25 protein-coding genes, 3 tRNA genes and 2 pseudogenes are annotated in these 23,550 nt (G+C 38.7%); 18 read left to right on the top strand and 12 right to left on the bottom strand.

From position 1 onward, the window contains the following. Window positions 1-163: 163 nt before the first annotated feature. Together map and ACLFMM_RS04430 are read right to left on the bottom strand one after the other, a co-directional pair. Entirely contained in the window at window positions 164-1,075 is a 912-nt protein-coding gene (gene map, locus ACLFMM_RS04435; protein ID WP_410807505.1) for a type II methionyl aminopeptidase, read from the bottom strand. 11 nt (window positions 1,076-1,086) lie between these two features. Further along, entirely contained in the window at window positions 1,087-2,274 is a 1,188-nt protein-coding gene (locus ACLFMM_RS04430; RefSeq protein ID WP_410807504.1) for a M24 family metallopeptidase, read from the bottom strand. Between the two features lie 484 nt (window positions 2,275-2,758). Between ACLFMM_RS04430 and ACLFMM_RS04425 the strand changes: the two genes are divergently transcribed. The 4 genes and pseudogenes from ACLFMM_RS04425 to cbiQ form a co-directional block, all read left to right on the top strand. Then, window positions 2,759-3,889 carry a PGF-CTERM sorting domain-containing protein gene (locus tag ACLFMM_RS04425; RefSeq protein WP_410807503.1) on the top strand — a complete coding sequence of 377 codons (1,131 nt, stop codon included), beginning with the start codon at window positions 2,759-2,761 and terminating at the stop codon, window positions 3,887-3,889. 47 nt (window positions 3,890-3,936) lie between these two features. Further along, a complete protein-coding gene (gene cbiM, locus ACLFMM_RS04420; RefSeq protein WP_410807502.1) occupies window positions 3,937-4,560 on the top strand; it encodes a cobalt transporter CbiM in 624 nt (207 codons plus the stop codon). A gap of 11 nt (window positions 4,561-4,571) precedes the next feature. Beyond that, window positions 4,572-5,048 carry a hypothetical protein gene (locus tag ACLFMM_RS04415; protein ID WP_410807501.1) on the top strand — a complete coding sequence of 159 codons (477 nt, stop codon included), beginning with the start codon at window positions 4,572-4,574 and terminating at the stop codon, window positions 5,046-5,048. A 17-nt stretch (window positions 5,049-5,065) separates the two neighbouring features. Further along, window positions 5,066-5,659: pseudogene (cbiQ, locus tag ACLFMM_RS04410) on the top strand (cobalt ECF transporter T component CbiQ); the annotation flags it as partial. Window positions 5,660-5,763: 104 nt separating this feature from the next. Here cbiQ and ACLFMM_RS04405 read toward each other — a convergent pair. The 3 genes from ACLFMM_RS04405 to ACLFMM_RS04395 form a co-directional block, all read right to left on the bottom strand. Next, window positions 5,764-5,886, bottom strand: a complete 123-nt coding sequence (locus ACLFMM_RS04405; protein ID WP_410807506.1) for a hypothetical protein — start codon at window positions 5,884-5,886, stop codon at window positions 5,764-5,766. Window positions 5,887-6,033: 147 nt separating this feature from the next. Further along, window positions 6,034-6,106, bottom strand: a tRNA-Asp gene (locus tag ACLFMM_RS04400). A 77-nt stretch (window positions 6,107-6,183) separates the two neighbouring features. Continuing rightward, window positions 6,184-6,294: transfer RNA gene (locus ACLFMM_RS04395), tRNA-Tyr, on the bottom strand. 128 nt (window positions 6,295-6,422) lie between these two features. On the opposite strand from ACLFMM_RS04395, the gene ACLFMM_RS04390 reads away from it, so the two are divergent. The 4 genes from ACLFMM_RS04390 to hisB all read left to right on the top strand — a co-directional run bounded on the left by ACLFMM_RS04390 (window position 6,423) and on the right by hisB (window position 9,162). Further along, complete coding sequence (locus ACLFMM_RS04390) at window positions 6,423-6,806, top strand: response regulator (protein WP_410807500.1); 384 nt, start codon at window positions 6,423-6,425, stop codon at window positions 6,804-6,806. Between the two features lie 147 nt (window positions 6,807-6,953). Next, window positions 6,954-7,808, top strand: coding sequence for an ATP phosphoribosyltransferase (gene hisG / locus ACLFMM_RS04385; protein ID WP_410807499.1), 855 nt, complete (start codon window positions 6,954-6,956; stop codon window positions 7,806-7,808). 9 nt (window positions 7,809-7,817) lie between these two features. Further along, the gene (gene hisA / locus ACLFMM_RS04380) at window positions 7,818-8,564 is read left to right on the top strand and encodes a 1-(5-phosphoribosyl)-5-[(5-phosphoribosylamino)methylideneamino]imidazole-4-carboxamide isomerase (RefSeq protein WP_410807498.1); all 747 of its coding nucleotides are present in this window, start codon (window positions 7,818-7,820) and stop codon (window positions 8,562-8,564) included. 22 nt (window positions 8,565-8,586) lie between these two features. After that, window positions 8,587-9,162, top strand: a complete 576-nt coding sequence (gene hisB, locus ACLFMM_RS04375; protein ID WP_410807497.1) for an imidazoleglycerol-phosphate dehydratase HisB — start codon at window positions 8,587-8,589, stop codon at window positions 9,160-9,162. Window positions 9,163-9,164: 2 nt separating this feature from the next. Here the strand turns inward: hisB and ACLFMM_RS04370 are convergent, their stop codons facing one another. From ACLFMM_RS04370 to ACLFMM_RS04360, 3 genes are all read right to left on the bottom strand, one after another. Beyond that, window positions 9,165-11,255, bottom strand: a complete 2,091-nt coding sequence (locus ACLFMM_RS04370; protein ID WP_410807496.1) for a MutS-related protein — start codon at window positions 11,253-11,255, stop codon at window positions 9,165-9,167. A gap of 69 nt (window positions 11,256-11,324) precedes the next feature. Beyond that, window positions 11,325-11,843 carry an ArsR/SmtB family transcription factor gene (locus ACLFMM_RS04365; protein ID WP_410807495.1) on the bottom strand — a complete coding sequence of 173 codons (519 nt, stop codon included), beginning with the start codon at window positions 11,841-11,843 and terminating at the stop codon, window positions 11,325-11,327. A gap of 38 nt (window positions 11,844-11,881) precedes the next feature. Then, window positions 11,882-12,565 (bottom strand): sugar phosphate isomerase/epimerase family protein, encoded by a 684-nt coding sequence (locus ACLFMM_RS04360; RefSeq protein ID WP_410807494.1) that lies wholly within the window; start codon window positions 12,563-12,565, stop codon window positions 11,882-11,884. Window positions 12,566-12,684: 119 nt separating this feature from the next. On the opposite strand from ACLFMM_RS04360, the gene ACLFMM_RS04355 reads away from it, so the two are divergent. Continuing rightward, window positions 12,685-13,296, top strand: a complete 612-nt coding sequence (locus ACLFMM_RS04355) for an adenosylcobinamide amidohydrolase (RefSeq protein ID WP_410807493.1) — start codon at window positions 12,685-12,687, stop codon at window positions 13,294-13,296. Here the strand turns inward: ACLFMM_RS04355 and pyrH are convergent, their stop codons facing one another. The 3 genes from pyrH to ACLFMM_RS04340 all read right to left on the bottom strand — a co-directional run bounded on the left by pyrH (window position 13,297) and on the right by ACLFMM_RS04340 (window position 15,382). Then, on the bottom strand, window positions 13,297-14,004 hold the full coding sequence (pyrH, locus tag ACLFMM_RS04350; RefSeq protein WP_410807492.1) for a UMP kinase: 708 nt from the start codon (window positions 14,002-14,004) through the stop codon (window positions 13,297-13,299). It lies immediately after the preceding gene. Between the two features lie 117 nt (window positions 14,005-14,121). Continuing rightward, complete coding sequence (asd, locus tag ACLFMM_RS04345) at window positions 14,122-15,153, bottom strand: aspartate-semialdehyde dehydrogenase (RefSeq protein ID WP_410807491.1); 1,032 nt, start codon at window positions 15,151-15,153, stop codon at window positions 14,122-14,124. Window positions 15,154-15,205: 52 nt separating this feature from the next. Then, window positions 15,206-15,382: a 4Fe-4S binding protein gene (locus tag ACLFMM_RS04340; RefSeq protein ID WP_410807490.1), complete on the bottom strand. Its 177-nt coding sequence runs from the start codon at window positions 15,380-15,382 to the stop codon at window positions 15,206-15,208. Between the two features lie 214 nt (window positions 15,383-15,596). Between ACLFMM_RS04340 and ACLFMM_RS04335 the strand changes: the two genes are divergently transcribed. From ACLFMM_RS04335 to ACLFMM_RS04295, 9 genes are all read left to right on the top strand, one after another. Then, on the top strand, window positions 15,597-17,777 hold the full coding sequence (locus tag ACLFMM_RS04335; RefSeq protein WP_410807489.1) for an ATP-dependent DNA helicase: 2,181 nt from the start codon (window positions 15,597-15,599) through the stop codon (window positions 17,775-17,777). A gap of 97 nt (window positions 17,778-17,874) precedes the next feature. After that, a complete protein-coding gene (locus tag ACLFMM_RS04330; protein ID WP_410807488.1) occupies window positions 17,875-18,240 on the top strand; it encodes a GerW family sporulation protein in 366 nt (121 codons plus the stop codon). Between the two features lie 62 nt (window positions 18,241-18,302). Then, window positions 18,303-18,920, top strand: a complete 618-nt coding sequence (locus ACLFMM_RS04325; protein WP_410807487.1) for a DUF2953 domain-containing protein — start codon at window positions 18,303-18,305, stop codon at window positions 18,918-18,920. A gap of 22 nt (window positions 18,921-18,942) precedes the next feature. Continuing rightward, the gene (locus ACLFMM_RS04320; RefSeq protein ID WP_410807486.1) at window positions 18,943-19,902 is read left to right on the top strand and encodes a beta-ribofuranosylaminobenzene 5'-phosphate synthase; all 960 of its coding nucleotides are present in this window, start codon (window positions 18,943-18,945) and stop codon (window positions 19,900-19,902) included. A 1-nt stretch (window position 19,903) separates the two neighbouring features. Beyond that, window positions 19,904-20,890, top strand: a complete 987-nt coding sequence (locus ACLFMM_RS04315) for an NOP5/NOP56 family protein (RefSeq protein WP_410807485.1) — start codon at window positions 19,904-19,906, stop codon at window positions 20,888-20,890. A gap of 28 nt (window positions 20,891-20,918) precedes the next feature. Continuing rightward, entirely contained in the window at window positions 20,919-21,599 is a 681-nt protein-coding gene (locus ACLFMM_RS04310; RefSeq protein ID WP_410807484.1) for a fibrillarin-like rRNA/tRNA 2'-O-methyltransferase, read from the top strand. Window positions 21,600-21,696: 97 nt separating this feature from the next. Then, window positions 21,697-22,383 carry a winged helix-turn-helix domain-containing protein/riboflavin kinase gene (locus ACLFMM_RS04305; protein ID WP_410807483.1) on the top strand — a complete coding sequence of 229 codons (687 nt, stop codon included), beginning with the start codon at window positions 21,697-21,699 and terminating at the stop codon, window positions 22,381-22,383. Next, entirely contained in the window at window positions 22,380-23,084 is a 705-nt protein-coding gene (ribB, locus tag ACLFMM_RS04300; RefSeq protein WP_410807482.1) for a 3,4-dihydroxy-2-butanone-4-phosphate synthase, read from the top strand. Before ACLFMM_RS04305 ends, ribB begins: the two co-directional genes overlap by 4 nt. 70 nt (window positions 23,085-23,154) lie before the next feature. After that, a tRNA-Pro gene (locus tag ACLFMM_RS04295) sits at window positions 23,155-23,232 on the top strand. A gap of 26 nt (window positions 23,233-23,258) precedes the next feature. On the opposite strand, the pseudogene ACLFMM_RS04290 reads toward ACLFMM_RS04295, so the two are convergent. Beyond that, window positions 23,259-23,550: pseudogene (locus tag ACLFMM_RS04290) on the bottom strand (hypothetical protein); the annotation flags it as partial.

Raw genomic sequence — 23,550 nt, 5'->3', positions numbered from 1 at the left:
GCGATGGTGCAGCCAAAAACGCGTGTCTAAAGGTTGACGAAATGGTTATTGGCATCCCTGCAGAACTTCTGGAAGATGTTGTTAATATACTGGATATGAAGGCGAACGAATGGAATGAATGGATGAGGTCCTGATATATTAATTCAGGAAACCTTTTTTGTAATTATTTGGTTATTATGTCACATCCATCTTCAGTAACGATAACCGAATGTTCGGCCTGGGATACCAAACCCCCTTCAATTTCTTTTAACACAGGATAAGACCTGATAGCTCCAGCTTTTTCAAGCTGCAGGAGTGAAAAATCAATGCTATTGGCACTGGATTTTAACCATCGTTTTGCAAACGGTAGTGTCCTGTACTTTTCAAGTTCTTTCATGAGTTTTCTTGCTGCAGGTAAACGAACTGATTTTTTACCTATAACGCTATATATTTCAGCCCATGGTCCATTACCTATCTTACCCGCTCCATCGGTTGCAAAGGGTTCTATCGCGATGATGTCACCTTCATTCAACACAACCCCCTGATCAACATGTCTGTTAGGTATTGAAGGAGACGCATGAGCTATATAGCGGTCAAGACCATGTCCTGTCAGATTCACCACTGGCTTGAAACCATAACCTGTTATTGTATCCTCTATAACACTTCCAATCTCTGCGGTATTGACCCCACTTTTAATCACATCGATTGCAGCGTAAAGGGCATCTTCTGAAGCTTTCACAAGGTCATTATTTCCTGATAAATCAACTGTTACTGCAGAATCCGCAATATATCCATCCACATGAACACCCATGTCCAGTTTCACCATATCGTCATCGAATACTGAATCATCATCTATAGATGGTGTTGCATGTGCTGCCTCATCATTTCTTGATATATTGCACGGAAATGCAGGTTGTCCTCCAAGGTCAACGATTGTCTTTTCTACCTGATTGGCAACCTCCAGAAGACTTTCACCTTTTTTTACCCTGTTTTTGACTTCCTCTCTCACCTTTGACAGTATGTCCCCTGCTTCCATGTATTTCTGGGTTATTTCTTCATCTGAATACTGTTCCAGATTTTCATTATTTGATTTCATCATATCCATCCTCATACAACAAATTTCTTTTCAAATTCGGTCAGATTCCTGCACCCCTGATCGGTAACAACAACTATGTCTTCTATACGCACACCTCCAACCTCAGGATAATACAGACCCGGTTCTATAGTAACCACATTTCCAACTTCCATCTGGGTTTTATTATCCCCGAGACTTGGAAGTTCATGAACTTCCAGTCCTACCCCGTGTCCAGTAGAATGCAGGAACCCGGATTTTGTTTTCGGGTTATTACGAATGGTGTCATGTCCTTTCTCTTCGAAAATATCACAGACTGCATTGTGAATATCGCTGCATAACGCACCGGGTTTGACAAGGTCAAGCGCTTTATTCTGTGCTTCCAGTACAGCCTCATACATATCTTTGAGCTGTCTGGATGGTGTTCCCTTAACTACTGTACGACTCATGTCTGAAAAATATCGATTTGTTTTGCTCTGCGGAAATATATCAATAATAATCGGTTCACCTGCTTTCAGAAAACCTTCACCCATCCAGTGGGGAGTGGAAGATTTTTTACCGCATGCTACAATCGTGGTTTCTGCTCTACAGCCAAAATCCAGAAGTCTGTGTTCAATGGCATTGCGTACATATTCTGAAGTCAGTTCAGTATCATCATGATATAATATTCCATTCTCTTCTGATGAACTAGATATCAGACCTATTGCAGTCTCCATTGCCTTTTCACATGCATTCTGTACAGCTGCGATGTTTTCAATTTCTGATTCGTTTTTCCTTGTCCTCAAATCTCTGAAAGAACTTTTGATGGGTTTAAACCAGAATCCCTGTTCTTTAAGAGTCTGGGATATAAATAATGGAAAATCATAGGGCACCCCTATATTCCTGACCTTTTTTTCACCAAGCAGTTCACCAAGTACGTCACTGAAAGCTGTAGAGGGAGTCTCCCTTGATTGCCGTTTGGACTTGTAATTATAATCCTGGGTTGTCCTCACATCTGATACCCGGGATTCATTTTTAGCTCGCTCACGCTCCATTTCTGATACCAGTAATATTTCATCCCCTCCATCCGTCTGCAAATATGTGAATTTGTCAGAGGCGAAAAAACCTGTTGTATAATACATATCAGCATCATGGGAATCACCGATCATTAGATAGGCATCAAGTCTGTTTTTATAAAGTGTCTTTGTAACATCCATTTTATTTTGTCTCTCTGTTTGCTTCATGTTATCTGATTTATTGATACTAATACAAATTTGTTGTTAAAAATAACCAGACTGGTTTAAAAAACGAATTACTGTTAAACATGGAGTACTGTTCAGTTAAAGGTACATATTAATCTATTTTCAGTTGTTTGATATTTCTAAGCACAATGATTTAAAGTTACAAATTAAGTGTAGATGGTCTTAACTGAACAGTGACAAACATGGAACCAAAAATATTATTTGTTATTATAAATTCCAATAATTGTAATACTAAAACGAAATTAAAAGCCGATTTATCACAGGAGTAAATGATTAATGAGAATTGCAAGTACCCGATTTAGTTCATGTAATTTCCTATTGGACTTTTTTGATATTACCCATGAGAGTAACATATGTTATATAATTACTAATCCTTAAATTACAGATTATTACATTATATTTGTAAAGTAATAACAAAGACACGAAAATATCTATATAGGACATAACAGAGAAATAGGTGAAAATAATGCAGAAAAAAATAGGATTGTTGATAACTGTTTGTATACTAATTATTGCCTTTTGCATTCCAGCATCTGCGCATTCTGATGGACATGACCATTCAACAGAACACGATACCACTGGTAATACTGGTAAAATGATGAACACTCTGGAAGAAGTTATCCATGCTACCGATAAAATCCATAAAGAATCTGAATATATTGCAGATGATACAGAACTGGATGATGGATTAAGAGATAATGCTGAAGAAGTGCATCAAAAATCCCATGATATTGAACACAAAGCTGAAGACCTAATTAAAGATATAGATGATCTTGAAATGGATAAAACCGGTGATGAGATAAGTGAACTAAAAAGTGATGTAGCTGATATAAGTAGCCTTGTAAATGATATAGAAGAAGAAACACCTGAATCCCATATTGAGCATGCTGATGCAGTAGACCATGAATACCGTGAACTGAAGAATCTTATGGACGAACTGGATACAACATACGACGAATTTGACGTAAAAGACGAAATGAAAGCGTATCTCAACAATATAATACATCTATCAGATAAGATACATACAGAAACTGAATACATTGCAGATGATACAGAACTGGATGACGGATTAAGAGATAATGCTGAAGAAGTGCATCAAAAATCCCATGATATAGAACACAAATCAAATGAGTTAATAGAAAATATAGAAAACAATGAAGCAGGTGTGGAAAGCAGTGAATTTGATGAGTTGAAAACCACTGTAATAAACATCGGTGAAACTATACACCATATTGATGAAAACACTCCAGAATCCCATCTAGAACATGCAGAAGAAACCCACAATAACTACCATGATCTTCAAAAGCTAGCTCAGAAATTTGAAAAACTCGTAATCATGAGTGAGGAAGACAAGGATACTACAAATGAAGATGAAAATACCGCCAATGAAGATGAAAATACCGCAAATGAAGATGAAAATACCGCCAATGAAGATGAAAATACCGCCAATGAAGATGAAAATACCGCCAATGAAGATGAGGCCACCCAAGAAACAGAGAACACAGAAACCGAATCTCCAGAAGGTCTTCCAGGTTTTGAATCCCTACTGGCAATAATAGGATTGTTAGCTGTTGCGTTTATTATCAAGAGGAGATGATACATCTACCTCTCTTATTTTTCAATAGGACACAAAAGGGGAAATATATGCACATATCAGATGGAGTACTGTCTGCACCGGTAATATTAACTGGATGGGTGATCACCCTTGGGTTTATAATTGTTACTTTTAAATTAAAAATGCAGGAGTCCGACATACTTGAAGAAATCCCGAAATTTTCTGTAATGACTGCAGCCTTTTTTGTAGCTTCACTAATACATCTACCCATGGGACCTACAAGTGTGCATCCCATTTTTAACGGACTTATTGGTGTGGTGCTTGGTCCTCTTGCATATATATCATTAGCGGTTGGTTTAACACTTCAGGCGTTCCTTTTTCAACATGGAGGAATAACAACCATCGGAATTAATACAGTACTGGTTGGTATTCCTGCTCTTATGGCATATTACACATTCAAATTTGGAACCCAAAAGGGAATAACTGTAAAAATACTTGGCGCTGGGTGCGGTGTTTTGGCCATAATAGTAACTACAATACTGCTTGTAATAACACTGATTACCACAGGTAAAGAGTTTTTAGGTGTAGCCCAGGTCACAGCTGCTGCGCACATACCATTGATGGTTATTGAAGGTTTACTTACAGGAACTGTTGTTACATACATTGCCAAAGTCAAACCAGAACTACTGCCTGTTAAATTAAAAAATAAATAAGGGGTGCTATGTTGAAAATTTTTATAAAAATCATCATGTTGTTTACAATTATTGTTACGCTTATGACCTCTGCTGCCAGTGGACATGGTGCAGATATGGATACTGAAAAAAACATAGAAATCCAAGTTAAAGGTTATTTTGATGATGGAAGTCCGATGGATAATGCCGATTTGGAGGTATATGCTGTAATGGATGATAGTGAAGAACTTTATATAGAAGATTCACTGGATAATGATGGTATCTATACTTTTCAACCTGAAGAAAATTATGACAAATATAGAATCAAAATAGATGATGGATGGGGGCACCGTGTGGAAAAGACAATTGATGTTACTGCCCAACAATCCCCAGACAGCACCAGTGACAATGACTCATCTGCAACTATCGATAACGCAATCTCTGGATTAGGTTATCTTATGGGTCTTACAGGAATTGCCCTGTTTATCAGCGGAAGAAAAATGAAAAATAAGTATGAAAATAAAAAGTAAAAATATGTAGGAGGATTATGGATTATCCAAGGATTGATGATTTTTCATCAATTGAATCATATCTACACAATTTTGACCCAAGAGCAAAGATGGTCACATTTTTAATCTTTGTATTCTCAGTTGCTTTTATCAATGATTTGGCATTTGCCGCCTTTGCTCTTGTATTTTCTTTAGTTTTGACATTTATTTCAAAGTTGCCCCTATCCTTTGTATATAGATGTTTAAAGTACCCTGCTATGTTTATTTTTGCAATTATATTAATAATGGCATTTACTGTAGAAGGACATATAATTTTTAAAGCATTATACCTCAATGTCACTGTGGAAGGTATAGAAACTGGACTACTCATTTTTTTGCGGGCCACTGCTGCTTTGATTATATCATTTCTCATGCTGGCAACTACCCGGTTTGATGATACTATTAAAGCATTATATATGCTCAAAGTACCGAGTGTACTTGTTCAAATTATGACATTTTCATACCGATATATCTTCGTCTTGATAGAAGAGATGCTAAAATTAAAAAGATCCATGTACTGCAGAGGTTTCCATGTAAAATTAAACAGGTATAGTCTTTCTGTAGTTGGTAACATGGTTGGCATGTTACTAATAAAAAGTTATGATAGGGGAGAACGGGTATACAGGTCGATGATTGCAAGGGGATATACGGGTAAGTCAGGGTTAATTATTGATTTCAATATGGTACCTAAGGATTACTATCTATCCATTGTATTGGTTACAATTGCAATTTCTTTGCATCTTCTCCCCTTTTGGCTTAAAAATTCATGAATTGCTCCTCCCCATTGTGCGGAACTTCCTGCAAGTACCTGAATTATCATTAAGGTGTTTTTACCATTTACCCCAATAAACGGACATGTTTATCGCATGTTACCAGCAAACAGCAAACCGCTGAGATTCTACTGTTTTAAAAGAAAACATTCGAACCCAAGATTATGGTGGATTGTCAAAGAAAATAAAAAATGCTACGTTCGGACCGGGATTTGAACCCGAGTCGAGGCCTCGACAGGGCCCCATGATAGGCCACTACACCATCCGAACACTGTGCTTTTGAAAGCACTTATAGATGCGTATTCTAATATATAACTGTTTTTGCAAACCTGACAAAGGTGGAAAAGTCCCGCCTCCCAGATTCGAACTGGGGACATCGCGGTTACTGCGCGGTATGTGTGACTATTGTCACATGATCCTAACTACAGCCGCGCACTCTTCCACTGAGTTAAGGCGGGTCAGGTCTTGATGTGCATCCACCCCCATAAACATGATATTACTTATCCTTTTCGCTTACAAATTTTTTAAAACTTTATTCATATTAAAACAAAAACAAACTTGTATGATAAAAAATAAGTGATAATTAATGGTAAATACTGATGTAAATATACTTGTGGTAGAGGATAATGTATTTAACATGGAATTAACAGTCGACCTATTGAAATCCTATGGATACAACGCTACAAAGGCAGAAGACGGATATGTAGCCCTTGAAAAGCTAAAGGATACCAATGTCAACCTGATACTGCTTGATATGCAGCTTCCGAAAATGGATGGTTTAGAACTACTTTCAAAACTGAAGAACAACCCTGAAACTAATGATATCCCGGTAATCGCTCTAACCGCTCATGCAATGTTGGGAGACAAGGAACGTTTTATTGACGCAGGGTGTGATGGGTATATATCAAAACCACTGGACATACACGAATTCAAAATCCAGATTGACCAGCATTTGAACAATAACTGTTAATATCCGTTCAAATACATTATCCATGAAGCCGTTTTTGTATAATTGACCGTATTAGTAGTGGTTTGTCCAGAAAGTAATCGTGAAAACTATATGTAATAAGTATGATTTTGAGATATAACTTCGGTATTATCCAAGAGGAATTCCCATATGATACGTATCGCTATACCAAATAAAGGACGTTTAAATGAACCAACTGTAAATCTGCTCAAAGAAGCCGGGCTTCCAGTGATTGATGGTGGAGACAGAAAGCTGTTTGGTACAACGATTGACCCTGAAATTTCTTTTTTATTCGCAAGAGCTGCAGACATACCTGAATATGTGCAGGACGGTGCTGCAGACATAGGGGTTACTGGTATCGACCTTGTTTCAGAAACCGATTCTAATGTTGACCTCATGCTTGATTTGAATTATGGCAAATCAAAACTTATGCTTGCTGTTCCAGATGATTCACCCATTGAGTCTGTAAAAGACCTAGAAGGTCTGAGGATAGGTACTGAATTCCCTAATATTACAAAGAAGTTTTTTGACAGTAGAGGAATAAACATTGAAGTTATCAAAGTAAGTGGTGCCTGTGAGATGACACCCTATATAGGAGTAGCAGATGCCATTGTTGATATATCAAGTTCTGGTACCACATTCCTTCTGAACAATCTGAAACCCATTGAGAAAGTTTTCTCGTCTTCTGTGTATATGATTGCAAACCACCAGAGTATAAAAGAAAAAGACAAAATACACCACATAAAAACTGCTTTTGAAAGCGTTCTGAATGCAGAAGGAAAACGGTATTTGATGATGAATGTACCAGAAGATTCCCTTGAGGAGGTTAAACAGGTACTTCCGGGTCTTTCAGGGCCCACTGTGATGAAAGTTGAATCCGAATCATCTACACTTGCAGTGCATGCTGTTGTGGATTCTGATGCTATATTTACCACCGTTAACAAATTAAAAAGCGTGGGTGCGCGCGATATTCTTGTAGTACCGATTGAGCGTCTGATGCCCTGAGGATGAATTATGTGTTTTGAAGTGATACCTGCAATCGATATAAGGGAAGATAAATGTGTCCAGCTGGTGCAGGGTATTCCCGGCAGTGAAATCGTATGTCTTGATGACCCTCTAGAAGTCGCAGTGGACTGGTGGAACAAAGGTGCCAGAATCTTTCATATAATAGACCTTGACGGTGCAATTGAAGGAAAGCGCAAAAACGCTCCTATAATCCAGAAAATTGTGGATAAATTCAGGTCCGAGGACGTGATTATCCAGGTTGGCGGAGGTATCCGTTCCGAAGAAGATGCTGCACAGCTGTTAAATCTTGGTGTTGACAGGGTGATATTGAGTACAGCCGCACTTGAAAACCCTGACCTTGTTAAACAGCTGTCAGAAAGATTTGGAAGCAAACATCTAATGGTTGCACTGGATTCCAAAAAGGGTAAAATCTCGGTAGAAGGCTGGACAAAGGAATCCGAATTTACTGCTGTAGAAATGGGCATAAAATTTGAAAATATGGGTGCAGGAAGTATACTTTTTACCAACATTGATACCGAAGGTCTGATGCAGGGGACTGAGACAAAACCCGTAGAAGAACTCGTTAAATCTGTCACCATACCTGTAATCGCTTCGGGAGGGGTAACCAGTATAGATGACATCCGTGCAATCAAAGAGATAGGTGCATCCGGTGTAGTTGTCGGCAGTGCGCTCTATAAAAACAAATTTAAACTTGCAGATGCAATTGATGTTGTCAAAGGTGAAAATTGTAAATAAAGTGAATTAATAAAGGTATTTTATGAGGTCTGCAAAAATATCAAGGGAAACCAGAGAAACAAGTATTGAAATCGAACTCAATATCGACGGCAGAGGTGAAGCCGATATTGACACCGGAATTGGGTTCTTTGACCATATGTTAGCATCTTTTGCAAAACATTCCGGTTTTGATTTAAACATCAGTGCAAATGGCGACTTTGAGGTGGATGAACATCACCTGATAGAGGATACCGGAATCGTACTCGGACAGGTGATAGATAAAGCACTGGATGACAAAAGCGGGATTGCAAGGTATGGAGATGCCCATATCCCAATGGATGAATCACTTGCCGATGTGGCTCTTGACCTCGGAGGACGCAGTTATCTGGTACTTTATGCAGATTTCGAAACCCAACGAGTGGGGAATTTCAGTACCCAGATGGTCAGACACTTTTTTGAATCACTGACCCAGAGCGCAAACATGACTCTCCATGCATCTATATACGGTTATAACGACCATCACAAAATCGAGGCACTTTTCAAGGCATTTGCCCATTCCATGAAGCGTGCGGTTGTTGTAGAAGGTGAGGACGTAAGAAGTACTAAAGGAATGATTTAAATTCAATCAAATTTATCCTTCAACCTTTTATAAAAAGCCTGCTCTTCTCCACTCGTTTTTCTTGCAAGTCTTTCAACAATCAATTCAGGTGTACTTTTTGCTATGTAATTCTGTCTCGGAGTCCTGTCCACTATAAGATTGAGTTCAGAATCAAGACCTTCCGCCTCTATTCCGTCAACTCTGATATCACACTGTGTGTTCTCCATTATCAATTCTGAAAGATGAGATACAAACACCGACATACTGTTTTTGTTTTCAGAAAGTGTCTCAAGTATACCGGCTATGATTTTGGCAGATGCTCCGGGTTCTGTGATGGATTCCAGTTCATCCACAAGGACAACTTTGCTTGAGTCATCGGCAACCACAGAAAAATCCATAAGCGTGGATTCAAATGCTCCTGCATCAAGTGTGCCCTTGGACTTGGCAAAATAATACAACCCATCTGTAAGACCTATTTCAGGAGATTCTGCAGGTACAGGTAAACCCATGTGAGCAAGTATGATGCACTGGGCAAGAAGCTCCAGCATCGACGTTTTACCACCTGAATTTACACCGCTCAACAGTACAAGCCGGTTATCTTCACTGTTGCAGGATGCATTTCCGAGTGAATAATCAATGGGTGTCACATCCCCGTATTTTGACTGTATGAACAGATTACGCCCTTTAACAAATCCAACTCCTGCATCTTTAATCATATCAGGCATTTCAAGGTGATATTCACTGGAAAAACGTCCGATAGCAAATCCTACATCAAAATCCAGTACATAATAAACCATCTCTTTGATTAGGTTATGATATTCATGCAAAATTCTGGATATTTCCCGTTTATGTTCAACCTTTTTCTTCTGGGTTCTGCGGATAATGTCCTGTTTCAACGCATTAACCTGAATCTCATCGATTTCTATAGGATAGGCCATCTCATCCGGGAACAATGAATCAACAAAAAGTTTTTCCTGTTTTTCAAGTTCCAGTTCATTTGAAATGCTATCCTTTGCCTCTTTAAGAATCGATTGATAGGACTGATATATTTCCTTTCTCATAAGGTCCTGGATTTCCATACTTCCGTTCATTACCCTGAGCATATCCTGACCACTAAGTGTCAGTTTACTCTCTTCCAGACATCTGTCCAGTTTTGTATTGGCATCCTCAACTGTTTTTAATACACAGTTGTCTATGTTCTCATGGATTTTATTCAGCCTATCGATTTCAGGGTCGGTTCCTGTTGTCACATCACCATTTTCATCTATCAACTCAAGGGTATCTCTTAAATTTTTAAGTCCCTCATAATCCAGTTGATTGAAAAATAAGAAATTCTTTGAACGCAGCCGATGGATTATATCAAGAGAACTTTCGATTGCTGAAAGATTTCTGGAATAAAATGTAATCTCCTTTTCAGGTATCAACTGCCAGTCTTCTAATTTTTCAAGGTCGGTTACATACTCCAGTTCTATATCATCAGGGTAATCTATATCCAGATAATCATCAGTTATTGCATATGAATATCCCCTAGCTATATCCAGAAATTCGGATGGATCAGTGATGAACTGGATATCAACAAAACCACCGTATTTTTTCTTTAAGTTTGCGTACACATTTTCATCAGTGGTTAGAATAGTGCGGTCCCTTACCTTCCCTGTAGTATAGTTTGATTTTAGAGGTCTAATATTGGATAACTGGTTTATAAAATTATCATCACCACCTAAAACATCAGCCATCTCTTTATAATGATCAATTGAACTCTGAGTTTTCTTTATAAGGTCAATTTTATTCGATGGATACGGGATATAAATATTGAGCTTGTCCTTTGCATAACCAGTACTTGCAAACTGTTTTATAACACCAAGCAGTTGCTTGTAGATATTGACAGCTTCATTTGTTTTCAGAAAATCCGTAAGTGTAACCCCGTCGATTATACCGCGTGTCTCATGCACCAGTGATATAGCAAACTTTTGGCCTATCCCCTCTATTTCTGATATACTGGCGATATCACCATTTAAAACCGCATTAATTGCAGCTTCTTCGCTCCCAAAATGTTCTATAAAACGTTGAGCTGTTTTTCCCCCTATACGGGGTAAGTCCTGCAGGCTTTCCATTCCTTAAAATTCACCTATAGTTTTATAGGATATAATAATTATTAAAATAACTGGTTAAAAATAGAGATTTTATTCCTTTTTTATGTTTATGTTCAGTTTCATCTTGGTTATAGGTTCCAGTTTCTTCCATTTAACTGTGGCATCCTGGTCAAAGGTGCATTCATGCACTGTTTTATCTGAAAAGTTACCATCAATTTCGTAAATATAGAACCCCTGGTCACCATCAGTAGCTACAACCGCATCACGGTCACCGATTTGTTTGACCTCAACCGCTGATACTTTTCTTAGAGCTTCAAGCAGTGTTGTTCCTTCCTCAACTTCAACATTTTTCGTTGGTGCAAACCGGTCCAGTATTGTATAAACTTTGCTGGTATTGAGTTTTAAAATGTCGGTTTTACCGAATCTTGTGCGACCAACGAGTCCTGCTTCTTCCAGTATTTTTACATGTTTTGCTGCAACAGGTACCGAGATTCCCAGTTTTTTTGCCATCCCTGTTATATGAATTTCAGATTCACTTAGAACTTCAAGCATTTGCAGACGGGTGGAACATCCCAGTGCCTTGAAAACCTTGTTATCCAGATGGCTCATAATTAAGAGTTGATAATGATATTATAAATAAATTGTCTTTATTTTATGCCTAGTTCATCAACAGCCTTCAAACTCTTTTCTACATATTCCCTGCTGCGGTGTTCAAGAACTTTCATGGTTTTGTTTTTATTCAAAACACCACGCATTCCTTTAAAATCAATATTTCCTGCTCCAAGCCATAGATGCTCATCACTTTTTCCTGTATTGTCATGGATATGGAAATGGGATGTGTCATATTCCAGGAACTCATCCAGTGTATCCGTGGTATTGGCATGACCTACATCCAGTGCAAATCCATTATCACCCAAATCAAGGTCAGGATACTGGAAAAGGAAACAGTTCCAGTCACTGGGCATATTTTCAATACAGATTTTAACATCAGTTCCATCGGTCAGGTTTTCAAGTTCCATGAGTGACTTTTTTAAAGAATCCCTTGCTTCAGGAACATCACAGGAATAGGTAAAATAACCCGGATGAACCACCAGAACTCTGGCATCTATCCTATCACATATCTCCACCATTTCCTGTATCAGTTCCAGACCGGCTTTACGCATAGGTGCCCTGATACTGCCGATATTGAGATCGGTATTGGGTGCATGAACAGTATATTTAAGGTTATAGGACAGGGGTGTTTCAGAATCCTTAAAAAGGTCGTGAAATCCTTCTGAAAAAATCTCTGCACCTTCTGACAGATTTTCAATATCTTCCAGTGATTTTGACATGGGTAGGTCGTGAAACGCATAAGACGATATACCTATCATAGATGTAGTATTTGACAGATAATTAATTATAATTTCTGTTCGGTTTTGTTATCATCAACAATAAAAACCAGTGAGAATATATGAAATACTATACCAGAGACTCCACATTGGTAATTTTAGGTGAATTTGAGGGACTTAGCACAGGTATCAACGGTGGACGCAAATATATAGAATCCATATTCAATCACGAAATTAAAACAGGGTTTGAACATAAAAACCCGCTTCAATATATGGACGATGTCGCAGATTCTGTAAATGCCAGACAACCATATTTTGGATTGATGACTGCTGTTAGTATGGATAACCTATGTATAAACACAGATGATTATCTTACAACCTTTGTAACTGCAGGTATAACCCATCCATCGATATACCGATTGAACAACTACAATCCTGGAACTATAAATATCATCCATATTGTTGATGGCTTATTATCCGAAGGTGCAATGGCAGGAGCCATAATTACAGCAACCGAAGCAAAAGGTCTTGCACTGCTGGAGATGGGTTACGATTTTCTGGGCACTACCACAGATGCTGTTATAGTAGCTTACCAGAAACAGAACGAAAATCCCGACTCTTATATTGAATATGCAGGCTCATATACTGAGTTTGGAGAAAAAATCACCAACACCGTTATAAAAGGTGTTAAAGAAGGGATTAAAAAAACTCATCCTGAATCCCTGTTGCCCTGATTAATCACAGACAATTCTGGTTCCAGGATGTTTTCCTGAAACTGGTTCGGTTTTCAAACTCTCCTGCATGATAAGGTCTGTCACTACTACTGGATCGGTACCGTCCATTATGGTTGTAGGCATCCTGCACCGTTCTATAATCTTGGCAGCCAGTGGGTCTACTGGTGATTTTGAACCTGCTTTCATCTCGGTAGAGATGACTACATTGACCAGCTCTTTGGCACTCAGTTTTTCATAACGTATTGCATTTGAGTCTTCTCTTGGGTCCCTAGAATATACACCATCCACAGAGGTTGCAATTACCAGAAAATCAGCATTCAAATATTCTGCAAGTATCGCTGAAACAGCATCTGTAGTCTGACCCGGAACTACTCCACCCATAACAACCACTTTATTAGAGGAGAGTGCAAGTTTTGCTTCCTTGTAGGTGAGTGGTGGTTCAGGATAAGCATCTTCACCGAAGGCTGATATCAGAAGCTGAGCATTCAGACGGGTTATCTCGATTCCTATAAAATCACATACCACTTCATTGGAGCCTACACTGCGTGCCACATTGATATAATCCCTTGCAGCTTTTCCGCCCCCGGTAACTATAACCAGCTGATGCACTGGTAACAATTTTTGTAGAGCATTTTTATAAGAAACAAAGCGTTCCGGGTTCAGGTCGTTTGCAATTATTGATCCACCGATTGACAAAACAACTAACATGGTTATCTAAAACTATAATTGCATTTTACTTTTAAAAAGTATCGGAAAATATCAATATAATAAATATAATAAAAACATAACAGAAAATCAGAAACGATGCAGTACTAGTCTGCATCATTACAATTTTCCTTTTTTGTGCAGAAGTTCAGCATTGAGTACGCTGGCACCTGCCGCTCCACGGACTGTATTGTGACCAAGTGCAATATAGCGGATACCTTCACGGATACGTCCAACACTTACACTCATACCGTTGCCCATATTTTTATCCAAGCGGGGCTGGGGTCTATCTGGTTCATCTCTGACGACCAATGATTTTTCCGGTTTAGATGGTAGATCTTCAAGTTCAGGGTCAAAATCAAGGAATGCCTGTCTAACATCCTCCGGTGTAGGATTATCTCTCATTCCAGCCCATATTGCCTCCGTGTGTCCATCTAGAACCGGTACCCTATGACAGGATGCACTAAAATGTATGTCCGGATTTATAATCTCAGAACCATCGAATTCTCCCAGAAGCTTCAGAGTCTCGCTTTCCATCTTCTCTTCTTCTGTTTTTATATAGGGAAGAATGTTGTCGATGATTGCCATCGAAGATACACCATCATATCCGGCACCTGATACTGCCTGCATGGTAGCCACATTCACATTATTAAGACCAAATTGCATCAGAGGTTTGAGGGATACAATCATAATGATTGTCGAACAGTTAGGGTTTGTTATAATGTAGCCGTCCCATCCCCGGCTATCCTGTTGCTGTTCTAGTAAACCCAGATGACCGGGATTGACTTCAGGAACTACAAGAGGAACATCAGCTTCCATTCTATAGGCTGATGCATTGCTTGCTACCGCAAATCCAGCCTCTGCAAATTCGGGTTCTACTGTTTTTGCACTGGATGATGGAAGTGCTGAAAACACTACATCGGCATCTACTCTGGAAGGATCAACAGGTACTACTCCCTGGTCCTTAATCTCATCCGGCAATTTAGAATCCAGTCTCCAGCTTGCAGCCTTCTCATAAGGTTTACCTGCGCTTCGTTCCGATGCGGCAAGAGATGTAATTTCAAACCATGGATGATCGGTAAGAGCCTGGATAAATCGCTGTCCTACTGCTCCGGTAGCACCCAATACTCCGGCTTTTATTCGCTCTGTCATTGAACCACCTCAAAAATTGTCTGGATAATTGTTATGGTCAAATGATAATCGATTATTCAATTTCAATTGCTTCTGTTGGACATACATCTATACATCCACCGCAATCTGTACATTCGTTTTCATCTACTACTGCGATATTTCCGCCGTCTAATGAAATTGCTTCAACTGGACATTCATCAACACATGTTGCACAGCCCACACAATTTTCAGCAATGATAACTGCTACCATTTATACTATATCTCCTTTGTTCTATTAATAAAGCTTATTAAAATATGTCGTTTTAGATTAAATAGTTGGGATAAAAAACTATCGATTAATAACAAATGAATGTTGGAACGGATAACTGATTAATTTTTACTTTCAAACAACCGTAATGATTAAAATTATAGGTGATATTTAAAGACCACAACTCATTAAAACGGGCAAAATCACAGGTATTGCAATGACAAACTCCAAAGGATACTTCAAATATTTTACAAAACCCTCCTGCTACCCCAACCAGGAAGATGCCATGGATAACATCCATTCTGCACTTCTAAAAAAAGAAATGGTTCTTTTTGAAGGAGCCTGTGGTACAGGTAAAACCCTGAGTGCACTTGCACCAGCATTACAGGTTGGAAAACAGCTGGACAAAACTGTTATAATCGCCACCAATGTCCATCAGCAAATGGTCCAGTTTATACAGGAAGCCCGTGATATTAAAAAAACAAATGACATAAAAGCGGCTGTTATAAAGGGCAAAACCCACATGTGTCCGCACGAAATTGATTATGATGAATGTACAGTCAAAAAAGAAAATACCTTTGACCTTATCGAACTTGAAAAGGACATCCAGTTGAAAAAACAGGAATTAAAGTCTGCAAATAAAAATTACAAACAATCAAAAGACCCTGAACTGATACGTTTAAGAGATGAACTCTCAAAGGAACTTGAAAATTCCGAAGAAAAAGCACGCAACATCCGTGGACGTACCTGCAACGAGCTATATGAAGTCTTAAATTCTGACAGTGAAGAATTCAGGAGTTGGCTGTTTAAAGATGTCCGTACACCCGAAGAGGTGAATGATTTTGCCTATCAGAAAGGAATGTGCGGATATGAGCTTTTAAAACGTGAGATTAAAAATGCCGATCTTGTGATTGCAAACTTTCATCATGTTTTAAACCAGGATATTTTTTCTACCCTCCTTAGCTGGCTTGATAGGGAGCCACAGGATGTTATAATTATATTTGACGAAGCCCACAATATTGAATCTGCTGCACGTTTACATTCATCCATAACCATAACCGAGCATACTATTGAAAAAGCAATTTCTGAAGTTAATGAATACATCAGTCAAGTACCTGATGAGAGGCTTAGCAACCTTTTCAATATACTACTCAATTTAATACAAAATACATACAACTCAAGGTTCAAATTCGGAGAAAGGGAAAGAGTTGGAAAATACTGGTACGATATGCGTATCAGTGACCCATACGACAGAAACGATGTCGTGGCTGGCAAATTTTTACGACAGGCAAAAGAAGAGAGTTTTGGAGATAAAAAGCAAATACATGAAATACTGGAAGAGGCAAGCGAATTCGGTTCCAAGCTGGAAGAATTCTATCATGAACAGTACAAAAAAGGACTGTCAAAAGTACTGAAACATTCCGATATCAAATACACTGCTGATTTCCTGTCATCCTATTTGAAACTTTCCAACAATCCCCATTATTATCCAATACTCAATGTCAGAAGGGACCAGAATGATGAAATCTACGGACGTATTGAGCTTTTCACCTGTATACCCAAAAATGTTACAGAACCATTATTTGATTCGGTGTATTCATCCATCCTCATGTCTGCAACACTGCGCCCCTTTGACATGGTTAAAACAACTCTTGGTATCAACAGAGAAACCTGCGAGCTTGCCTACAGCACATCATTCCCTGAAGATAAACGGTTAACCATCGCAGCATCTGTACCTCCATTATTTGCAAAGGACAGGGACGACCCACAGAATATACAGACCATAGAACAGATACTTATGGATGCTGTAGAACAGTCCACTGGCAATATTATAATATTCTTCCAGAATTCCCACGAGGCAAAACGGTATCATGGAAACCTTGAATCAAAGCTGGACATTCCTGTGTTTCTGGATGAGGTTGGTATATCAGCCCAGCAGGTTAGAAAGGAGTTCTTCAACATCGGTGAAAACGGCGGAAAAGCTGTGATGTTATCCTATTTATGGGGTACATTAAGTGAAGGGCTGGACTATAGAGAAGGGAGAGGTCGCACCGTAATCATAGTTGGTGTGGGTTATCCTGCACTCAATGACAGGATGAACGCTGTTGAATCCGCCTATGACAGTGTGTTTGGATATGGTTCTGGATGGGATTATGCAGTACAGATACCTACCATACGAAAAATCCGACAGGCTATGGGCAGGGTTGTCCGCTCACCAACCGATTATGGAGCCAGAATACTCGTTGATGGAAGATTTTTGACTGAATCAACTAAAAAATTCGGTAAATTCGCAGTTTATCCAGCATTCCCTGAAGATGAAAGAAAAGAATTCATTGATATTGAACCTGAAAAAATCAAGTATTCGCTCATGAACTTTTTCATGGACAATTCCGAATAACCTTAATTATATTTTTCAGGATAGCTTTTTTAACATTTAGAACCTATATATAGCGTATAGGTTGAAAACTTATTTTAAAAATCGGAGTGTAGTATTTATGGGTTTAGAAGATGTTATTAAAGAAGTGTCCAATGAACTTGAAAAATTAGTCAGTACAAAAACTGTTATAGGTGACCCTGTAGAATCTGCAGGAAAAACCATAATACCTGTCACAAGAGTATCCTTTGGATTCGGAAGTGGAGGGGGAGAAGCTAAAAGCAAAGAAACTGAGTCCGGTTTTGGCGGTGGCGGTGGTGCTGGTGCCAAAATCGAACCAGTTGCTTTTATAGTCATATCTGAAGAAGGTGTTAGTGTACATTCCATTTCCAGGAAAGACAGTATCAGTACCATACTGGAAGCAGTTCCTGGTTTACTCGATGAAATAAAATCTGTTAAAGGAAAAATGGAGAAAAAAAAAACATAAAGGTAAAGAAGAGAGTGAAAAAGAATAATCTGGAAAAAGCGTAAAAGTGGATTAATATATTTATGTACATGGTTATTTTTTACGTTTGTCTTACCTTTGTAGTTATACTTCTTTTGCTGGTATTATTTATTCCGTTCCATGTAATTGTTGATTTAAAAAAGGATGAGGAAAAAATTTCCAACGATGCCACAGTAAACTGGCTGATGTTGTCCTACAACCTTATAAAACCTGCAGAAAACAAAACAAAAAAAAAGAAGGATAAAAGAGAAAAAGAGAAAAAAGCCGAAAAGGAACCATTAATCAGTAACATCCCTGATATGATAAAAACGTTTAAAGATATCAGGAAACCTGTTATGAGGATGGTTACAGATGTTTCTCATATAATTCAGATAAAAAAATTATACTGCGATATAACCTATGGTTTTCCTGACCCTGCTGAAACCGGTATATTCTATGGGTTATTGTGTTCAGCAATGGGAATTGTAAGCGAAAAATGTAACAATAACTGTAATTACAAATGTACTATAAACCCTGTATTCACTGACAATGTACTGAATTATCATATCACTGCTAACATTGGTTTCAGATTATGTTTATTGATTGCAGCAGTTCTAAGGTTTGTAGCTAACAGAAAGGTTTTAAAAATAATCTGGAATATATTGAGAAAAGAACATCGATAAAATAACAATAACGAACTCTAATATGATAAGAATAAAATCCCCCTCGAGGCTTCACCTATCATTGATAGACCTGAATGCAGAAATCGACAGAGTTGATGGTGGGCTTGGAATCACGCTGGATTATCCAGGCATGAACCTGACAGCTGAAAAATCTGATACTATAAATATTACGGGTAATTCAGACCTTGCAGAGAGAATAAAAAGGTCTGCCGGTTCTGTTTTACCTGGAGGCCATGGTATCAATATTCATATTGAAGATGATATTCTCTCCCATGTTGGGCTTGGGTCAGGTACTCAATCCGCTCTTTCTGCTGCATCTGCTGTGAACGAGGTATATAAGCTCGGATTAAGTGTTAGAGAACTGGCAGAAAAAGTTGGACGTGGTGGAACTTCAGGGATAGGTGTTGCATCCTTTGAATACGGTGGATTTCTGGTCGATTCCGGACACAAATTTGATAAAAAAGGAGGTTTTTCACCGTCTGCAGCCAGCAAAGCAGACCCTGCACCAATAGTATTCAGACACGATTTTCCGGATTGGGATATTATACTGGCTCTTCCTGATGGTCAGGGTGCCCATGACACAAAAGAAGTCGATATTTTCAAAAAGGAATGTCCAATACCACTCGAAGAAGTACAGGATATTTCCCATGTAATCCTGATGCAGATAATGCCTGCGATTCTTGAAGAGGATATTGACACTTTTGGAAAAGGTATAAATCATCTGCAATCCACAGGATTTAAAAAACGCGAAATAGCCCTCCAGTCAGAGGATATTAAAAACCTTATCAAGTTTATGAATGATGTCGGTACCAAGGGTTCAGGAATGAGTTCATTCGGACCCGCTATTTATGGATTCTCCGACAGTAGGATACAGAGCAAGAAAATTCAGAAGGATGTACAGAATATGCTTGATGACACAGTCGGAGGGCGTGCAATAATTACCAGGCCCAATAATACAGGTGCCAAAATATCGGAGGTTTGAATTGGAAATCATCACATGGTACGGTACAGTTATAGCCGATGAAGACGGAAACCTTTTACCATCAGAATGCAGACTCTGTCCAAAAGAACCGGAAAAACTTGCCAGGCATCTGGTAGATTCAAAACCAGCAAAAACAAACAATCCGCAGTTAATCGACCTTCGCTCTGCAGCTTTAGAATGCGGTTTTGTGAATTCTGAAAAAGAATACGAATCCCTTCTTCGTGAGGTAGCCATAAAAACCGCAAAACTTAAAATTTCAAATGCTACTACCATCGACATCCGGATTATTCAAGCAGTGGAATCCATTGATGATATAGATGAAACCACCAATCTGTTGTCTGAACGTTTGTCTGAATGGTACGGACTCCATTTCCCGGAATTAAACCTCACATCTCAGGAGCTTGCACGTTTTGTTGCAACTTATGGTTCTAGGTCAAATATACCTCCAGAAAATGAATGGTATGAAAAAGCAAGTGATTCTATGGGCGCCGATTTAACAGGTTCTGAAGAAAAAGTCATCAAAGATTTTGCTGCAAACCTGTGCAGACTTTATGACAACCGAAAAAAAATAGAGGACTATATTATGGAAAATATGGAACATGCGGCACCCAATTTAACCAATATAGCTGGTGCTCTTCTTGGTTCACGGCTTATCAGTATGACTGGGAGTCTAGAGAGACTTGCAAACCTGCCGTCCAGTACCATACAGGTGATAGGTGCAAACAGAGCCCTGTTCAAACATCTTCGATCCCGTGCAACATCACCAAAACATGGAATTATATTCAATCATCCATTAATCAAAAATGCACCGTGGTGGCAGAGGGGAAAAATAGCACGTGCTTTTGCATCCAAAATCAGTCTGGCTGCACGGATTGATTACTATTCAGGTGAAATAAATAATAAAGTTTCAAAAAATCTGGAAGAAAAAATACAAAATATCAAAGAATCCAACCCGGAACCACCTAAGAAGAATAAATCGAGAAGGTAATACGGTACAAAAACAGGTAGGAACATAAATGGATGTAAAAGAGATTTCTCAAGGTATTTTTGAATTATCAAAGGGCAAAAAGAAACAACTTGCTACCAGAAACCTGAATCCTGGAACAAGTGTTTACTCCGAACCATTGATAGAAATTGATGGTGAAGAATACCGCAAATGGAATGCCCACCGAAGTAAATTCGGGGCAATGGTTCTTAAAAAATTTGATATCCCTCTTGACACCGAATCCAAAGTTTTGTATCTTGGTGCCGCTTCAGGTACTACAGTCAGCCATATTTCAGATATTGTTACCAATGGGCTGGTATATGCAGTGGAATTTTCCACCAGAACAATAAGAGACCTTGTACCGTTATGCGAAGAACGTCCCAATATAATTCCAATACTTGAGGATGCCGGTAATCCCTGGAAATATTCACATATTGTAGAAAAAGTGGATGTAATATTCCAAGATGTATCCCAGCCGAACCAGGCGGAAATCGCTGCCAGGAATGCAAAACAGTTTCTTAAAAAAGATGGGTATCTGTTACTTGCAATCAAAGCTCGAAGCATTGATACTGTTGCAAATCCAAAGAAAATATCAAAGGAAGAGATAAGGAAATTCTCCAGAGATTTTGATATAAATGTTCAAGTTTTAAAAAGAAGCGAACTTGATCCCTATCATGAAGACCATCTGGGTATTCTGGCACAATTGAAATAATTAATTTATTGCACGGTTCCTATCAAAACATTTATTATTTTTTACCTCATACATGAGATAGTTGAGTCTCAAAGATGAGGTAACTGGTGGTTTATTAATGCCGTGTTCTATCGAGCCTTTAAAAAAACTTGCCCTTCTTGGAGCAATTGATGATTGCATAAAAATATCATCCAGTGAATTTACAAACCACATATCCACAAGCTCCAAAACTGCAGCAAGAATCCTGAAAAAACTGGATGATGAAAACCTCATCAAAAGAAAAATTGTATCTAATGGACAACTGATAACAATTACAGAACAGGGTTTAAAAAAGCTTAGGGATGAATACGCTGATTATCAGAGGATATTTGAAAAGGAAGATAACATAGAATTGTACGGCTATGTAGTTAACGGTCTTGGGGAGGGAAAATACTACATCAGTCTTGGTGGTTACAAAAAACAGTTTGAAGATAAATTGCATTTCATACCCTATCCTGGTACATTGAATGTATGTTTGACAAATTACAGTAAACATACGCGCGAAAAACTGGAAGAGCTGCATGCTATCCAAATAGAAGGTTTCACAGACGGAGAAAGAACATTTGGAAGCGGGAAGTGTTATAAAGCCAGAATTGAGGATATTGAAAGCGCCATCATACTACCCTCTCGTTCCCATTATCCAAGCGACCTCTTAGAGATTATAGCTCCTGTAAACCTGCGCAAGAAACTCAACCTGAAAGACGGGGACGAGGTCGAAATTATATTAGAAGAACAATCACAATTATCCAGGCGAGTAATAAAATGAATTCGGTAGATAACCATAATGAAACTGTCAAAAAAGTAATAGAATCCGCAAAAAACGGTCAGATGTTTTTACTATATGATTCAGAAGGACGTGAAGGTGAAACCGACCTGACAATCCCTGCCACATCGGTAACCTCATCTGACATCAAATGGATGCGAAAGGATGGTGGAGGGTTAATCTGTGTAGCCATCGACTCCCGTGCTTCAAAAAATTTCGGTTTACCATTTATGGCTGACCTGATTCAGGAAGCATCCAGAACAAACGATTCACTTAAATCAATTGTTGAACAGGATGGAGACCTCAAATATGACACACGCTCATCCTTCTCATTATGGGTAAACCACAGAGACACCCGTACAGGCATACCAGACAACGACAGGTCCCTTACCATAAACAAACTCGGAGAAGCCGTTAAAAAGTCACTCAATGGAAATAACGTTGATTTTGGTGCAGAATTCAGATCTCCCGGTCATGTTGCAATTCTCAGAGCAGCAGAAGGTGAAGTAAACAACCGCATGGGACAAACCGAACTTTCAATAGCTATCGCCAAAATGGCAGGCATAACTCCTGCAATGGTAGTCTGCGAAATGCTTGATGATTACAACGGGAAAGCATTTTCCAAAAAAGACGCAGTAGAATACGCCAGAAAACACAATCTTATCTTTGTAGAAGGAAAGGATATACTGGAAGCATACAGATAATGGTATTCCTGAATAAAAGAGTGAAAAGTATATTAATATCCTAGACTATTATATGCCACCTCATCACAGCGGGGCCGTAGGGTAGCCTGGACCATCCTTCAAGGCTGGGGGTCTTGTGACCGGAGTTCAAATCTCCGCGGCCCCACCATATAATTATTCTGAATACAGTGCAGTTTATGGGTAGAAAGCGTACCACGCAAACCAAAAGGTTCTTACTTTAACAATTTTTTCGCCGGTATCAAGATTGGTAACCCTTACAACTCCGATATCATTTCGTTTTATTTCGATTTCATTTCCGCCAATTCTATCCCTGATTGTACCCTGTTCTTTTAAATCATCTTCCTGATAGGCTTTAAAACTGTCATTTACTTCTACCCGCACTCCTAAATTTACATAAAATGATGTAAACTTAGGTGAGAAAGTATCATCTTTCTCGTTTAATTCGTTTGCATATTTATTTTCGAAT

The organism is Methanohalobium sp. (assembly GCF_046546175.1).
Lineage (GTDB): Archaea > Halobacteriota > Methanosarcinia > Methanosarcinales > Methanosarcinaceae > Methanohalobium.
Note: the sequence above shows the minus strand (reverse complement) of the source record. Positions and strands in the feature narration are given on the sequence as shown.